The following is a 16,951-nucleotide window of genomic DNA, read 5'->3' on the forward strand; positions in this document are numbered from 1 at the left end:
CTTCGCAATTTTTAAAACGGTACTGAGCCTTAATGAGTCTTACGCTCGTATCGTGAGTGGATTTTCTTCAAAACAGCATTTCTTTGGATATCGATTTGACCGCTTCAATCCATCAAAACAACGCTAAAACGCTTTTCGCTGCGCTTGATGATTGCATGCTGAAAGACAAGTTCCGTCTCAGCAAACGCATCAAGGGAGCACAACGCATTAAGAAAGACGAAGCCCGTCAGGCTGTCTTCGATGAGATCGCGCTGGACATCGCTAAGTCGATGCAAGTGCGCATGCAACGCTTGGCCAATAAGCCAAACATCACTTTCCCTGAGCAACTGCCAGTCAGTCAGAAAAAAGACGACATTGCAGAGGCGATTTCCAACAATCAGGTGGTGATTGTCGCCGGTGAAACCGGTTCGGGTAAAACCACGCAGTTGCCTAAAATCTGTATGGGGCTTGGGCTTGGTGTATCAGGCGTCATTGGTCATACCCAACCCCGCCGTCTGGCAGCGCGCTCAGTAGCAACCCGTATTGCAGAAGAACTGGAAACTGAACTGGGTAAAACGGTCGGTTACAAGGTTCGATTCAACGATCAGGTTTCAGAAGAGTCCCGTGTAAAACTGATGACGGACGGTATTCTGCTGGCGGAAATCCAGCATGACCGTTTTCTGAATCAGTATGACTGCATCATCATCGATGAAGCGCACGAACGCAGTCTGAACATTGACTTCATCCTTGGCTACCTGAAACAGCTTCTGCCAAAGCGTCCAGACCTCAAACTGATCATCACATCAGCGACTATCGACCCTGAGCGTTTCTCAAACCACTTCCGCGGTGCGCCAATCATTGAAGTGTCTGGCCGTACCTATCCCGTGGAAGTGCGATACCGTCCACTAGTCGAAGACAGTGAAGATACGGATCGAGACCAACTTCAGGCGATTTTCGATGCAGTCGATGAGCTGCATGACGAAGGCCCGGGCGATATTCTGATCTTCATGAACGGTGAGCGTGAAATCCGTGATACGGCCGATGCGTTGAATAAACGCAATCTGCGTGATTGTGAGATTTTGCCGCTCTATGCACGTCTGTCATCGGCAGAGCAAAACCGCGTGTTCCAATCTCACTCTGGTCGACGTATTGTCCTGGCAACCAACGTCGCGGAAACCTCGCTGACAGTACCAGGTATCAAATACGTGATTGACCCGGGTACGGCGCGTATTTCGCGTTACAGCTATCGCACCAAGGTTCAGCGCCTGCCAATCGAACCCGTTTCTCAGGCGAGCGCGAACCAGCGTAAAGGTCGCTGTGGTCGTGTGTCTGACGGTATCTGTATTCGCCTGTACTCAGAAGAAGATTTCCTGTCGCGTCCTGAGTTTACCGATCCGGAAATTCTGCGTACCAATCTGGCGTCCGTTATTCTTCAAATGACGGCCATTGGTCTGGGTGACATTTCTGCCTTCCCATTCGTTCAGCCGCCTGACAGCCGAAACATTTCTGACGGTGTTCGTCTGCTTGAAGAACTCGGTGCGCTAAAAGAAGGTAAGAAAGGCGATGATCACAAACGCTTGACCGAAACGGGACGTAATCTGGCGCGTTTGCCAATCGACCCGCGTTTGGCGCGTATGGTGCTGGAATCAGCCCGTCTTGGCTCATTGCACGAGGTCATGGTGATTGCGTCTGCGCTATCAATCCAGGATCCGCGCGAGCGTCCATCGGATAAACAGCAGCAGTCTGATGAAAAGCATCGCCGCTTTAATGATAAGGAATCAGATTTCCTCGCTTATGTGAATCTTTGGGAATACATCAAAGAGCAGCAAAAAGAGCTTTCCGGTAACCAATTCCGCAAGCAGTGTAAGAAAGACTATCTGAACTATCTTCGTGTTCGTGAGTGGCAGGATGTTCATTATCAAATTCGTCAGGTAGTGAATGAGTTGGGCTTTAAGATCAATCAGGAACCGTCTGACTATCAGTCCATTCATATGTCGTTGCTGGCTGGCTTGCTCTCGCACATTGGTTTGAAAGATCAGGAGAAGAACGAATATCAGGGGGCGCGTAATGCCCGTTTCAATATCTTCCCAGGCTCAGGCATTTTCAAGAAACAGCCGAAGTGGGTGATGGTGGCAGAGCTGGTTGAAACCTCTAAGCTTTGGGGCCGTGTTGCCGCTAAGATCCAGCCTGAATGGGTAGAGCCACTGGCGAAACATCTTATCAAGCGCAGCTATTCTGAACCGCACTGGGAGAAGAAACAGGCAGCGGTATTCGCGTTTGAGAAAGTCATGCTTTACGGCATTCCTATCGTTCCAAAGCGTAAGGTCAATTACGGCAGCATTGATTCGGTGGTCAGCCGTGAGATCTTTATCCGCTCTGCGCTGGTGGAAGGGGATTGGGATACCAAACACAAGTTCTTCCATCAGAACCGTAAAATGCTGGCAGAAGTCGAGGAGCTTGAGAAGAAATCACGTCGCCGCGATATTCTGGTTGATGATGACACGCTCTACGAGTTCTACGATCAGCGTATCGAACATACCGTTGTATCTGGTCGTCATTTCGACAGCTGGTGGAAAAAAGCCAGCCGTGATGAACCGGAAAAGCTGAACTTCGAGAAGGCCATGCTGCTGGCAGGCGATGCCAGCCATGTGACTGAGCTTGATTACCCGAACTTCTGGCACCAAGGCAATCTGAAGCTCAAGTTAAGCTATCAGTTTGAACCAGGTGAAGATCACGATGGTGTGACAGTTCACATTCCGCTGCCGGTGTTGAACCAGATTGAACCTGAAGGGTTTGATTGGCAAATCCCGGGATTACGTCATGAGCTGGTTGTTGCGCTTATTAAATCGCTACCTAAAACGTTACGACGTAACTTTGTGCCGGCGCCAAACTATGCTTCTGCATTCCTGCAGCGTGTTACGCCAATGGAAATGCCGTTGCTAGATGCGCTGGAGAAAGAGCTCAAACGTATGACGGGCGTGACTGTGCTTCGTGAAAGCTGGCAACTAGACCAATTGCCTGAGCATTTGAAGATCACTTATCGCGCGGTGGACCATAAGAATCGCAAGTTGAACGAAAGCTACGATTTGTATGAGCTGAAAGATGGCTTGAAAGAGAAAGTGCAGGAAACTTTGTCTCAGGTTGCGGATGACGATATCGAGCAACAAGGGCTGACGACCTGGAGCTTCGGCACGCTGCCGAAAATGTATCAGCAAAAACGCGATGGTTTTGAAGTAAAAGCTTTCCCAGCGATTGTTGATAACAAAGATTCGGTGGGTATTAAGCTTTACGAAACCGAAGAAGAGCAGCGTCAAGCGATGCAACAAGGTCAGCGTCGTTTAATCCTCCTTAACGTACCATCGCCAATCAAATACCTGCACGACAACTTGCCGAATAAGTCCAAACTCGGTTTGTACTTCAACCCTTACGGCCGCGTACTGGATTTGATTGATGACTGCATAGCCTGTGGTGTCGATAAGCTGATTGAGTCGCAGGGCGGTTTGAAGTGGCAGCCTGAAGAGTTTGAAGCGCTCAAGGAATATGTTCGTGCAGATCTTGGTGACACTGTAGTAGACATTGCCAAACAGGTAGAGCAGATCCTGACGACCGCATTCAGCATCAACAAGAAGCTGAAAGGTAAAATCGACTTCACTATGGCGTTCGCCCTGTCGGATATCAAAGCACAGGTTGAAGGCTTGATCTTCAAAGGCTTTGCAACGGAATGTGGCTGGAAGCGTCTGCCGGACATCCAACGTTATCTCAATGCGGTAGAGCGTCGTCTGGAGAAGCTGCCGATTGATCCTAATAAGGATCGTCTGCACATCCTCAAGATCGAATCTGTCACTAACGACTATAAAGAGCTGCTGAACAAAATCCCGAAAGGGCAGCGTATTCCTGAGTCGGTGAAGGAAATTCGCTGGATGATTGAAGAGCTTCGTGTCAGCTACTTCGCCCAGCAACTTGGTACGCCTTATCCGATTTCAGATAAGCGAATCAAGAACGCTATCGACGCTATCTAGATCTTCTTTACAGTCACGTTTCATCTTAGAGTCACTTATCTATAAAAATAGAAAGCCAGCGTTGTCGCTGGCTTTCTCACCTTTTGCCGCTATGGCAACATTCCTTCATACAGGTGATGACAAACGGCAAGCATATGCCTTTCTCACCGACCACATGCAGGTTACGCACGAAAGGAAGAATGCGCAGCTTGTAAACTGAAAAAGCTAACTTACTGAAAAAATATAATTAATCGTTTCAGATAAGGCTCTGGCACGAATTTTGGTGTGACATAAATGGGATTAGCCGATTTGCATTGTTCGGCACGCATTTTTTAATCACATACCATTTACGGGGAATGTTATGTTTAAGGCGTTGAAAGCGACTTTTGCGCTCATTTTATTACTGTTTTCTGCGAACGTATTTGCAGCCATTCTGCCAGATGCACATTCGATGTATCGGCAACTTAACCTCTCTGATGAAGTGACCTTTGATAAATTCCAGAAAGCCTACAATCACTTCCGCACACACAGAACAGGGAAATCTGTTTTTACTCTCATTGACTATGGCAAGCCCTCTTCTGAAAAGCGTTTTTGGGTCATTGATGCAGCGAAGCGTAAAGTACTGTTTGCTTCTTATGTCTCCCATGGCAAAAACAGCGGCTCACTGTATGCGGAGACATTTTCTAACGTGGTGAACTCTCGCCAAACCTCCATTGGCGTGTTCCGTGCTGCGGAGACTTACTACGGGAAACACGGCTACTCATTGCGTCTCGATGGTTTGTCTAAAGGCGTAAACGACAACGCACGCCAAAGAGCGATTGTTATCCATGGTGCGGCGTACGCCCATCCCAATGTCATTGCCAAAACTGGCCAACTTGGGCGTAGTTGGGGTTGCCCGGCACTGCCAAAATACTTATCGAAGAAGGTGATTAATACCATTAAAGATGGAACTTACATCTACGCTTTTGCTTGATGAGTCAATCCAGTATAAGAAGCGGTACATTCAGACGGATGCGCCGCTTTTTTGTTTTTCTCTGTAACAACAGGATGAGATTTTGATGAGGCATCCCAAATAGCTCACTCAAACTGGTATTCGGGCGAACAGGAGGAAAAATGGATTCAACATCCTGAAATCATTGAGTCGATACCATGAAAACAGCGCCACTCCTATTAGCCATCTCATTAGGCCTATTCGCGACTACAACCGTCTCTGCTACTACCTGCCTTCACTATAAGCCGCAACTTGCTATCCCTTATGAAAACGCAAAAATCAACAATTGGGAAAACTATCTCTTCAGTGAAAAACTCGATGGTATTCGTGCTTACTGGAGCGGCGAGTACCTTTTCACCCGTCAGGGTATACTTATCTATGCGCCGAAATGGTTTATTGATGCCTTACCGCAAATACCGCTGGAAGGTGAGCTTTGGATAGGACGTAACCGGTTTGAAGAAACCATGGCAGCGGTGATGGATGGCAAGCCCGATGATAAAGAATGGGATAAGGTGAAGTTTATGGTTTTCGATCTTCCTGCCAGCTTGGATAGTTTTGATGTTCGCTACAAGCAGTTTAAGAGTATGGCGCAGGGGCTGAACATTCCTCATCTAGGTTATGTTGAACACAAACCGGTTGAAAGCAAAGCGTCTCTGTTAGCGCTGCTTGAATCTGTAAACGAGTCAGGTGGAGAAGGCCTTATGCTTAGGAAGCGCAGCGGAATTTATCAGCCAGGCCGCTCAACGAATGTGATCAAAATGAAGCTCGTCGACGATGCGGAAGCGGAAGTGATTGGATATGTGAAAGGGAAGGGAAAGCATAAGGGTAGGATGGGCGCCTTGCTGGTGAGAATGCCAGATGGAAAGGAATTCAAAATCGGCACGGGATTCTCAGATGCTCAAAGGGAAAATCCGCCAGAATTGGGTGATATGGTGACCTATCGCCACAACGGTTTCACCAAAAACGGCATTCCCAAGTTTGCGCGTTTTATGAGAGTAGATGCCAGTAAGCAATAACCTTCATTTGTCGTCTAAGAGTTAATGTTATGGGTCACACTTTGCATATTCTCAGTGGCGAATAGCTGAATTAGCTCAAAAACTTATATCAAGAGATTTTTGAGGAGGTTGCTATGGAAAAGAATCGCCGTCCCACCATGAATGATGTGGCTAAACGTGTGGGTGTGACCAAAATGACCGTTAGTCGCTATCTCAAATATCCTCACAAAGTGGCAAAAAAGACCGGCGAAAAAATCCAGATTGCGCTAGATGAACTGGGTTATATTCCCAACCGGGTGCCTGACATTCTCTCAAACCGCAGCAGTAAAACGCTTGGCGTTATTCTTCCTTCCTTATGCCATTCGGTTTTTCAACAAGTGATTGCGGGAATAGAAACTGTGGCTGAAGAAAATGGCTATCAAGTGATGCTTGCACACGGTAGCTATAGCGCAGAGACTGAACAGCAGCGCATTGAATCGTTGCTCTCTTTCAATGTTGATGGACTTATCTTGGCTGACAGTGACCATACCCAGAAATCGCTAAAAATGATTCAAACGGCGGGTATTTCCTACGTAGAAATCATGGAATCAACACCGAAAAATACAGCACAAAGCGTGGGCATTGATAATGAGCTTGCTGCATTTTCAATGGTGACGCTTATGATTGAACGGGGGTTCGAGCACATTGTCTGCCTTAACGTGAAAAAGGGGATTCGCACTTCAAATAAGCTTCAAGGTTATGTGGATGCAATGGAAGATGCTGGATTGACGCCAAGAAGTATAACGGCGAAAGCGGAGTCGTCAGTTTCACTAGCCCGTAAAATGACCACTAAGGTTTTTGACCGGTACCCAGATACTGACGCCTTCTTCTGCACAGATGATGAGCTTGCTGCCGGGGTATTGATTGAATGCCAAAATCAGGGGCTGTCTGTTCCTGAGCAAATTGGGATCGCAGGCATACATGCGCTCGATATCGGGCAATCTATGATGCCGAAATTAGCCAGTGTCATTACGCCTGATAGAGAAACTGGGGAACATGCTGCGCTAGCTCTATTGAGTCAAATTCATGGCGCCCAAATTGACATAGAACCGCTTGGTTTTGACATTGATGAAGGAGAGAGCCTTAGCTCTTGAATCAACCCAAACGGCCTAAAAAATTAGGTCGTTTGGGCGTACTGGACTCCTTTCGTATTCAGTTTGATACCATAAAGTGACGTTGTTGCCGTGATGAATAGGTAAGACTGATCTTCACCGCCAAATGTACAGTTGCTGACCCGCTCAGGAACGGGTATTAGTCCAAGCTTCTCACCAGTTGGTGTAAAGACAGCGATTCCTTCATCACAACTGCAGAAGATGTTCCCGTGTATGTCTACTCGAAACCCATCTGGGATCCCAGGTTCCACAATACAGAGGGTTTCCCCTTTACCGAGTGAACCGTCTTCATCGACAGTAAACTGGCGGATTTCACGTCGGCCCTTGGTAGGAAATTCGACGATCGACATGTCGGCAACGTAAAGCGTCTGTTCATCCGGCGAGAAGGCGAGCCCATTGGGCCTCTGCACGTCTGTTGTCATGATGTCCAGATCCCCCGTTTGGGGGTCGAAACGATAGACATGACATCCTATTATTTGACTTTGAGCCTGAAAGCCTTCGTCATTCCCTAAAATGCCGTATGGCGGATCGGTAAACCAAATGCTTCCATCTCGCTTAACCACAACATCATTTGGGCTGTTCAATCTTTTGCCATCAAAATTATCAACAAGGATAGTGGTGACGCCATCAGGTGAAGTTTTGCTGATACAACGCCTACCATGCTCACAACTAATGAGATTGCCATTTAAGTCGAGATAATTCCCGTTAGAAAAATGAGAGTAAGCTTTTTCTATCGTTAGGCCTTCGGCCTCACTCCAGCGGTAGAGTTTACAACCTTTGACGTCACTAAAAAGTACTGCATTGCTTTCTCTCAACCAGACGGGACCTTCAGCCCATATTACGCCTGAGCAAAGTTTCTGCGGTATTTTACCTTCAGCGAAAATATCGTCGAAATGAATGGTGTAATCCATGAGGCACTATCCTGATTCTTTATTTATTCTGGCTGACCGTCTATCGTTCTACTGACATTTAGTGGGTTATCTGCTTTTAACTCATCAGGCAGAAATGCCTCTGGAACGTTTTGGTAGCAAACAGGACGAACAAATCTATCAATCGCGAGTGTACCCACCGATGTCGTTTGACTGTTCGATGTTGAAGGATATGGACCGCCGTGGACCATCGCGCTTGATACCTCTACCCCTGTGGGGAAGCCGTTAAACAGGATTCGTCCAACCTTTAGCTCCATCGCTGATACGATGCCATGAACACACTCGGGATCATCCTCAGAGTTAGCATGTACAGTACCCGTCAGCTGACCTTCAAGTCGTTGAATGACATCAATAATATCCGCCGTGTTCTGGCAGGTAACCAGCATGGAGAACGCCCCGAAGACCTCAGCATGAAGACTGTCGTCGTCCAGGAAGGCTTTGCTGGCGACTTCAACAAGTGCTGGAGTACAATGATTTACTCCACCAGATAGCCCTTCAGCAACCAAGCTAACATCATGGTGATTAACGAGATCATTTTTGGCTGCAGCATAGTTTTGTTGAATGTTGCCCGTGAGCATGGTGCCAGCACTATTGTCTTTCAGTTGTTGTTTGACCTGTTCAATAAACTTGGTCAATGAAGCGCTCGGAGTCGCTAAAACCAGCCCAGGGTTTGTGCAAAATTGTCCTGCGCCCATCGTCAAGGAAGCGGCGAACTGATTAGCTAAACCTTCCGGGTCTGCATCGAGTGCTTTTGGCATCAACACCACCGGATTAATGCTGCTCATTTCTGCGTAGACAGGAATAGGCTCCTTCCTTGATTGTGCTGTTTGCATCAACGCCAAACCTGCAGCTTGAGAGCCGGTGAATCCAACAGCTTTAACACTAGGGTGGGCAACAAGCTCGTGTGCGATGGAGTTACTATTGGCAAAAACCAGAGAGAAGGTCCCGGGGTGTAATTCACATGATTTAACCGCCTCGCCGATACAGCGCCCAACCAATTCAGAAACCCCCATGTGTGCTGGGTGTCCTTTTACAATGACAGGGCAACCCGCTGCCAATGCTGATGCGGTATCGCCACCTGCAACAGAAAAAGCAAGCGGAAAGTTACTGGATCCAAAAACGACGACCGGTCCTAAAGGTACTTTTTTCATACCAAGATGCGGGCGGGGAAGTGGTGTTCTATCTGGCAGAGCAGTGTCAATCCTAATATCCTGCCACCTACCATTTTCAAGGACATCAGCAAATAGGTTCAACTGCGCGCAAGTCCTTCCTCTTTCGCCGGTCAGCCTTGCTAGCGGTAGCCCTGTTTCTAACGTACCTCGTTCAAGAAGTTCGTCACCAAGAGACATGATGTTTTCTGCGATTGTTCTTAGAAATGCCGCTCTTTGTTTTGGTGATGTTTGTCTGTAACTTTCAAACGCTTTATCTGCTTCGGTGCATGCAAGCATCGCCTGCTCTGGAGAAGCGCCAGCAAATAGCGGTTCGATAGGTAAAGAAGTGGCAGGATTCATCGAATACATCTGACCAGTTTGACCAAAAACGTCTTGACCACCAATAAACATTACGCCCTTAACTGACATGATCAGGCTCCCGTTGGATGTGAAGAGGATTGCAGGATGAATGAAACGTCCGGTTCTGCGAGACAAGAGAATGAGCGTTTCACGTTGAGGTTGTTCGGGTCTAAGACGGCAACGGTGTCATTGGTCAAAGAGACAAATACATCGCCGCTGGTCGGATGAAAACTGACAGCAATAGGATCAGCAGGGAGGTCAATCGTTCCTTTGTTCTCAAGGGATAAACTGAAAATACTGATGGACTGCCCACCGTAGTTCGTGACATAGAGAAGGTCATCAGGAGACAGATAGGCTCTAGTAGGATCAGTACCTGTATCTGCGCGCGCAGTAACCTCTAGCGACTCTGTATCAATGGCGACGACTTGGTTATCGAGGCGGTTAGTGACGAATAGAGTTTGTTCATCATCAGATAGGCAATTGCCTTCTGGTTTTTTGCCCGGATACATGGCAACGGGCAAAAAGACTGGATCCCAAGGTCTGATTTTTGTCACAGTATGACTAAGAAGGTTCAAACAATAAGCAGTGCTACCGTCCCTGGTCAGTGAAAACAAATGTGTTTTTAGACCACCTGAAGGTAGCGCCCGGTCTGGAGCGTTAGCCGTTCTGGGAGATTCGAAAATGACCATGACATTTTGAGATTCGCTCATGGCATAAAGGCGGTCTTTGTCATCAAGCGCTAAGCCATGAATACGATAATATGGCCAAGTGCTAATGGTGTGGACATGCTCCTTGGTTTTCAAATCAATCACGAAAATACTACAACCTCCGTGGTCCTCAGTAATTCCTGAGTTTTGAACACCATAGTGTCCTACGTACGCGAACTCTCTTTTTGAATCGACAACAAACTCATGGGGAAACTGGCCCACCTCGATTTGCTTAATGGCTTCACCGTTTTCGACATCAAAGAAACCAATTGTGTGTGCGCTCTTTTGGTTTAAGAGCAAAATATCTTTTTTCATGTCTACTTCCATTTAATACATCACATCAACAACTACAACTGAGTCTATATTTTTGCTTTCCTGTACCAACCTGTTGCTGAGTGCTCGGCCGAACTGAGGCACTTCAATCTCAAACACGTCACCATCAATGGTCTTTATAGAATCCGCGAAGCTGAGTGTTGATGTGCCGAAAAAGTGTATGTTGACGTCTCCGGGGTGACGGAAAAGACTGTACTTGAAGTGGTGATGCTCTAGATTACGGATGTTATGGGACATGTTGCTTTCGCCCGTCACAAAAGGCTTTTCCCAGATGACGTCACCGTCGCGCAGAATCTTACTTGTTCCTTCAAGGCTTTGCGGAATGTCGCCAATCAGTAACTCTGGTCCAAAACTGCAGTTTCTAAGCTTGGAGTGCGCTAGCCAGAGGTAATTATGGCGCTCAGTGATATGGTCAGAAAACTCGTTTCCAATGGCAAACCCAATTCGATGAGGGTTGCCAACGCTGTCATTAATGTATGCGCCAACGATTTCTGGCTCTTCACCCGCATCCTGTGCGAATGAGGGAGAAGGCATTTTACCAAAGGGCTTTTGAACAATACTGCCGTTTCCTTTGTAAAACCATTCTGGTTGAGAGGCATAGCGCGACTCGGTTGCTATGCCGTCTTCTATACCCATCTTGAACATCTTCATGGAGTCCGTCAGTGTCGAATCATCCTGCTGGATTTTGCTGTGCATCGACGCACGTGTGTCTGCACTGCCTAAGTGAGTCAGACCTGTACCAGTGACAAAGGTATGGGCTTGGTCTGGGTGGTGCAGGGGAGAAAGCACTAAACCGTCTTCAATCAATTTCTGGTAGCTGAGGGTTTTTTCTGATAACAAGCTGTCAATCACGAATGTTAACGGTACAGAGCTTTCCATAGCCATGAGGGCTACGTCATAAGTAGTCAGTGTCTTTTTAAGTGGCATCACTTCATCTGCACTGAGCACCTTTGCCAAACTGGGCCCTTGATCTGACAGGTATTGGATTACACGGTAATGAGTCATTTTGTTACCTATTCGATGATGTTGAAGTGATCTAGATACTTGGTGGAAATCGAAAGACCCAGCCCTGGTAAGGTGTTATCTAAATCCACATAGCCATTAACCGGAGCGGGATCGCCTTCAAAGATGTAATAGAACAGCTCGTTACCAATTTCTACATCATGAACAGGGAAATACTCGGCGACGGGAGAAGCCAGTGTCGACATAGTTAGATGGTAATTGTGCATTTGACCTGCGTGAGGAATGACAGGGACACTATACACTTCGGCTAAGGCATTAATTTTACGTGCAGCCGTTATTCCGCCAACGCGGTTGGTATCATACTGAATGACGGAAATTGCTCGCTTGTCTAACAACTGTTTGAAACCATGACTGGTAAACTCATGTTCTCCACCGGAGATCGGGATGCTGGTCAACTGGTTCAACTCCGCATAGCCGTCGATATCATCTGGAATTACTGGTTCTTCAAGCCATCTGGGTTCAAAACGTTCAAGCTTTGGCAAAATACGTTTTGCGTACTCTAGGTTCCACCCCATGTAGCACTCGAGCATCAGATCATTGTCGTAACCGATAACTTCCCGGACGGCTTCAACGGCCATTAGATTTTGTTTAACACCTTGGTGCCCATCATTGGGACCGTGGCCGAAACGCATTTTCATCATGTTGAAGCCTTGATCGAGATAAGACTGTGCCTCTCTCTGCATTTCATCCAAATCAGTTCGGTATAGCTTGGAGGCATAAACAGGGATTTTTTCTTTCGTTCTTCCTCCAAGCAGTTTAAAGACCGGCTTGTTAGTGGCTTTGCCCATAACATCCCATATGGCTATATCAATGGCAGAAATTGCTGCCATACCAATCCCTTTACGTCCCCAGGCGATGGTCGAGCGATACATGCTCTGCCAGATGTGTTCATAATCGAAAGGATCTTGTCCTATAACGAGTGGAGCGAGATAATGGTCGATAATGTTTTTTGCGATACGGGGTGCTAATGCCACGTTACCAATGCCGACAATACCGGTATCCGTCTGTATCTCGACAACTGCCCAATCATGGAAACGAAATGTCCCCATTGAATCGCCTGTTCTCCAGAGCATATCTGTAGCGTTAGAACAGAAATTAGAAGCGGGTGGGACAGTATGGCCTTTCCACTCGAAAACTCGGGTTTTTATCGATGTGATTTTCATTTACTTCCCTCTTTAAGATCATCGATTGGAGGTGGGTTTTCCCTAAATTGTGATTCACCCATGACACAAGCTAAATTGAACGCCTTGCGCATAGCATTGAAATTAGCCTTGTTTTCACCGGCAATATCGAAAGCCGTTCCGTGAGCGGGAGTAGTGATAGGAATAGGGAGCCCACCTTGGACGGTCACGCCATTTTCAAAGCCCAACAGCTTAATCGCGATTTGTCCTTGGTCGTGGTACATAGTGACAACCGCATCGTATTTACCATCTCTGACCTTGAGAAATATGGTGTCCGCAGGAAAAGGCCCATGTGCGTTGACTCGCTTCTCCTTCAGGAGACTTACCGCTGGGGTTATGATCTCAATCTCTTCTCGACCACACGTACCGCCATCACCACCATGTGGATTAAGCGCTGCAACGGCTATTCTTGGATTGGATATACCGGCTTTGATTAGGCTGTCGCTGATTAAACAACCTGCTTGTACGATACGTTCGGTTGTAATGTACTTTGAGATATCTTTCAGAGGAACGTGTGAAGAAATCCTGGAAGTCCAAATTCCATCCAAGGTATTGAATTCGCAAAAGTAACTATTAACACCCAGAAAATCAGCGAAAAAATGGAGTTCATCTTCAAACGCCATTCCTGCCATTTTCATTGCATGCTTGTTGAGTGGTGCAAAGCAAATGGCATCTATCTTCCTGCCCTGTGCCGCATCTAGGCAAAAAGATAGTGCATCAAGCACTGATTTCCCGCTGGCTTGGTTCGCAACTGCTACCTCCAGAGACTCCTCAGGCATTGTGTTGACTGGTAGAAAATAAATCTTTTCGCCGGAACTCTGGCTGGTCTCGCCAAAGTCTGTAATGCGCGTCGCCTCTATATTTACGCCAACAGTTTTCTGCGCATTCTTCAAAAGCCATTCGTCACCAACAATAACAACCTTGCAAGCTCCTCGCTCGAAGTTTGGCTCTGCAAAGTTTTTTACAACCAGTTCAGGACCAATGCCTGATGGATCACCTAATGTCACTGCCACTACTGGCTCTGTTCTCACCATCTCTACTTTCCTGTGATTCGCTTTGCCCGTTCGTCTTCTACTTAAACGGAACGCTAGTTTAAGGGGTACGGCGTGTCCGTGAGCCGATAGAACACTTCTGAGCGCTCAATGTTTACAATAAATGGTATTTAAAACGTACCAGTTGGTTTTTCAGCTTACAAGGTGAACGAGGAGGTAATATTAATTTCAATTTGAACAGATGTAGATTTTTGAAGATATTTTTTCCTGTAACTTATTGATTTTTAGTGATGTAAATTAGCCAAAGATATGTAATTTTGGGATGTAAAATTATTTATGTTATTGATATATAAAGACTTAAAGATGTTAGGCTAAATAGAAACTCAACTGCGATAAATAAATTCCCTTATTGTCTCACTAGTAATATTTCATTCATCTATTACGTTAACTTGTTTGATAAAAAGCAAACTATGAACAAAAAATGATCAACAGGCGATCTGATTTGGATTTCTTCTGGTACATTTATCATACCAGTTGGTTGGAGGGTTATAAGTTAAATACCTTCAGCTGACTGATGCTACACGTTGCTCCGTTTCTTCTCGTGACAACAGTAACGAAGGATAGCTTTCACATTTTCAAGGATTGAACATGCCTCAAATTAGAATTAAAGAACTCGTCAAACGTTACGAACATGTAGAAGTCATCCACGGTTTAGATCTCACCTTTGAAGACAACGAATTCACTGTGCTGGTCGGCCCATCAGGTTGCGGGAAGTCAACGACGCTCAGATTGATTGCAGGGCTGGAAAGAGTGTCCTCTGGCGATATATACATCGGCGAGAGGGAGGTTAGCCAACTTGAACCGAGAGATAGAGACCTTGCCATGGTTTTTCAAGACTATGCGCTATACCCCCACATGAATGTCGAGAAAAACCTCTCTTTCGCACTCCGTCTGGCAAAAGTAGACAAAGCAGAAATTGACAATCGTGTGAGAAACGTTTCAGAGATGCTTGGCCTTGACCATTTACTTCACCGTAAACCTGGCGAATTGTCTGGAGGACAGCGGCAAAGAGTCGCAATGGGCAGGGCTTTAGCTCGTGACGCTTCTACGTTACTAATGGATGAACCTTTGTCTAATCTTGACGCGAAGCTGAGAGCACAGATGCGGGCTGAACTCATCCTGATGAGAAAAAAGGTAAACAAAAACATTATATACGTTACCCACGATCAGATAGAGGCCATGACCCTCGGAGATAGGATCGTAGTAATGAATGATGGATATGTTCAGCAGCACGGCACACCAGAAGAACTTTTTTGCCGCCCAGTGAACAAATTCGTTGCGGGCTTTATGGGCTCACCTTCTATGAACTTCTTATCGGGTGATGTGAACCACACAGAGGAAGGGGTTTTCATTGAAGGGGATGGCTTCCAATTCCGAGTAGACCCAACGCTTGAAGACAAAATAAAACAACTGTCATCTTCATCAGTGTATGTTGGTGTCCGTCCATCTTCATTTTCGACACAGCCTCTAGAATATTCGAACAAAATTAGACTCCCAGTATTAGTGACAGAGTACTGCGGCTCTAACTCCATCATTGTTTCTGAAATCGGCGGCAATCGGGTTGCTATTGAAGTGACCTCCGAAAGCTTGCCTAAACGGGACGAATACGTTGATTTTTATTTCAAGTATTCGGACCTCTATGTCTTCGATGCAAAAACCGAAAAAGCACTTTACCCAGACAACTGATCGTAGATAGGGAAGTGTTATTCATTACTCACCAATTACCCCAAGCAGTTATGCGGGAGGAGAAATGTTAAGGAATGCAAAAAATCTGAAGAGTTGCGCCATTTCATTGCTGGCTTGCACAGGAATGTTGTTTTCGGCCAATTCATTAGCGAACCCTTACCAACCATATGAGGGAGAAACGTTGGTCGTGAATTTTCCAGCGCATCCTCATTATGATGCGGTGATGAAGGTGCTGCCAGAGTTTGAAAAGCAAACTGGAATTAAAGTAGAAGTGGACCAACTGCAGTACTTGGCAATGCGCCAAAAGCAAACGTTGGAGCTGACGAAGAAAAAGGGTGACTATGACCTGATTGCGTATGTTGTTTTTTCGAAAGCAGATTACGTTTCAGCGGTTCAAATTGAACCCCTGGCTCGTTTTTTCATGAATCCAAAGCTGTCTGATCCAAACTACGATGCTGATGATCTCATCGACGGATATGTTCAAAACATCGGTGTTGCGGGTGGTAAAAAAGGGTATCTTCCGGGCCCGACGGGTGCACTGTTTGGTATTCCTTTTGGCTCTGAAACCTCAGTACTGGGTTATCGAAAAGACATTTTCGATAAGCATGGCCTGAAAGTACCTGAGACCTATGAGGAGCTACTTGAGACTACTTGTAAAATACAAGAGTTGGAGCCAGGCATGGTTGGCTTAGCAACGCGCGGAAAATCAGGTCACCAGATCTCCCACGCTTACCTTCTGCACTTAGCTCCTCTGGGTGGAAGAATTTTCGATGACGAGTGGAATCCGACCATAAACAGCCCTGAAGGAATCAAAGCCGCTGAAGCACTTAAGAGAATTTTGGAGTGTGGTCCTGAAGGCGGTACGTCGTTCGGTCTGTCTGAAGCAAAGAATGCTTTCTTGCAAGGCAAAGCAGCCATGTATCTCGACACCACAATTGTTGCAGGCGAAGTGAATGATCCTGAGAAATCTAAAATCGTTGGAAAAGTAGGTTGGGCGAAACATCCAGTGGGGGTACGCAGGGCTTCTCAAACAGGTGGGTTTGGTCTTGCTATTCCTAAAAATGCCCAAAACAAAGAAGCGGCTTTCTTGTTGATGCAATGGCTGACTTCGAAAGAGGCTGACAAGATGATCGCGCTTGCTGGGGGGAATCCATCACGATTCTCTACCCACAAAGATCCGGACGTCGTCGCTAAGTTCCCTCAAATGGAAATCTTCGGCGAAGCGCTCAAAGATGCAGATCCTGACTGGAGACCAATTATTCCCGTATGGGGTCAAATCAACACTGAGTTGGGCACCAATCTATCAAAAGCGATGACGGGAGAAATCACGATTAAGGAAGCGCTCGATAGAACCAACAACACCGCCAAATCGATTATGGAAAAAGCGGGTTATTACACTTATCAGTAAAAATAGG

General features: G+C 46.4%; 12 protein-coding genes. 6 read left to right on the top strand and 6 right to left on the bottom strand.

Annotation, left to right across the window (positions count from 1 at the left end; translation table 11 throughout):
- The first annotated feature begins 95 nt into the window (after positions 1-95).
- From hrpA to GMA8713_RS04585, 4 genes are all read left to right on the top strand, one after another.
- Positions 96-3,998, top strand: a complete 3,903-nt coding sequence (gene hrpA / locus GMA8713_RS04570) for an ATP-dependent RNA helicase HrpA (protein ID WP_062706496.1) — start codon at positions 96-98, stop codon at positions 3,996-3,998.
- 340 nt (positions 3,999-4,338) lie between these two features.
- Entirely contained in the window at positions 4,339-4,950 is a 612-nt protein-coding gene (locus GMA8713_RS04575) for a murein L,D-transpeptidase catalytic domain-containing protein (RefSeq protein WP_062706195.1), read from the top strand.
- Positions 4,951-5,126: 176 nt separating this feature from the next.
- The gene (locus GMA8713_RS04580; protein ID WP_062706198.1) at positions 5,127-5,984 is read left to right on the top strand and encodes a DNA ligase; all 858 of its coding nucleotides are present in this window, start codon (positions 5,127-5,129) and stop codon (positions 5,982-5,984) included.
- Between the two features lie 113 nt (positions 5,985-6,097).
- On the top strand, positions 6,098-7,096 hold the full coding sequence (locus GMA8713_RS04585) for a substrate-binding domain-containing protein (protein WP_062706201.1): 999 nt from the start codon (positions 6,098-6,100) through the stop codon (positions 7,094-7,096).
- A 23-nt stretch (positions 7,097-7,119) separates the two neighbouring features.
- On the opposite strand, the gene GMA8713_RS04590 is transcribed toward GMA8713_RS04585, so the two are convergent.
- The 6 genes from GMA8713_RS04590 to GMA8713_RS04615 are packed head-to-tail and all read right to left on the bottom strand — an operon-like array spanning position 7,120 to position 13,832.
- Positions 7,120-8,025: an SMP-30/gluconolactonase/LRE family protein gene (locus GMA8713_RS04590; protein ID WP_062706204.1), complete on the bottom strand. Its 906-nt coding sequence runs from the start codon at positions 8,023-8,025 to the stop codon at positions 7,120-7,122.
- Positions 8,026-8,048: 23 nt separating this feature from the next.
- Complete coding sequence (locus tag GMA8713_RS04595) at positions 8,049-9,623, bottom strand: aldehyde dehydrogenase (NADP(+)) (RefSeq protein ID WP_062706205.1); 1,575 nt, start codon at positions 9,621-9,623, stop codon at positions 8,049-8,051.
- Positions 9,624-9,625: 2 nt separating this feature from the next.
- Complete coding sequence (locus tag GMA8713_RS04600) at positions 9,626-10,576, bottom strand: YncE family protein (protein WP_062706208.1); 951 nt, start codon at positions 10,574-10,576, stop codon at positions 9,626-9,628.
- A 12-nt stretch (positions 10,577-10,588) separates the two neighbouring features.
- Positions 10,589-11,599 (bottom strand): AraD1 family protein, encoded by a 1,011-nt coding sequence (gene araD1, locus GMA8713_RS04605; RefSeq protein WP_062706211.1) that lies wholly within the window; start codon positions 11,597-11,599, stop codon positions 10,589-10,591.
- Positions 11,600-11,607: 8 nt separating this feature from the next.
- Positions 11,608-12,780 carry an L-rhamnonate dehydratase gene (locus GMA8713_RS04610; protein WP_062706214.1) on the bottom strand — a complete coding sequence of 391 codons (1,173 nt, stop codon included), beginning with the start codon at positions 12,778-12,780 and terminating at the stop codon, positions 11,608-11,610.
- Entirely contained in the window at positions 12,777-13,832 is a 1,056-nt protein-coding gene (locus GMA8713_RS04615; protein ID WP_198159448.1) for a 4-hydroxythreonine-4-phosphate dehydrogenase PdxA, read from the bottom strand. Before GMA8713_RS04615 ends, GMA8713_RS04610 begins: the two co-directional genes overlap by 4 nt.
- A gap of 606 nt (positions 13,833-14,438) precedes the next feature.
- On the opposite strand from GMA8713_RS04615, the gene GMA8713_RS04620 reads away from it, so the two are divergent.
- Both GMA8713_RS04620 and GMA8713_RS04625 read left to right on the top strand, forming a co-directional pair.
- On the top strand, positions 14,439-15,536 hold the full coding sequence (locus GMA8713_RS04620; RefSeq protein ID WP_062706218.1) for an ABC transporter ATP-binding protein: 1,098 nt from the start codon (positions 14,439-14,441) through the stop codon (positions 15,534-15,536).
- A gap of 187 nt (positions 15,537-15,723) precedes the next feature.
- On the top strand, positions 15,724-16,944 hold the full coding sequence (locus GMA8713_RS04625; protein WP_232314352.1) for an extracellular solute-binding protein: 1,221 nt from the start codon (positions 15,724-15,726) through the stop codon (positions 16,942-16,944).
- Positions 16,945-16,951 lie beyond the last annotated feature (7 nt).

Source organism: Grimontia marina, from assembly GCF_900060185.1.
Taxonomy (GTDB): domain Bacteria; phylum Pseudomonadota; class Gammaproteobacteria; order Enterobacterales; family Vibrionaceae; genus Enterovibrio; species Enterovibrio marinus.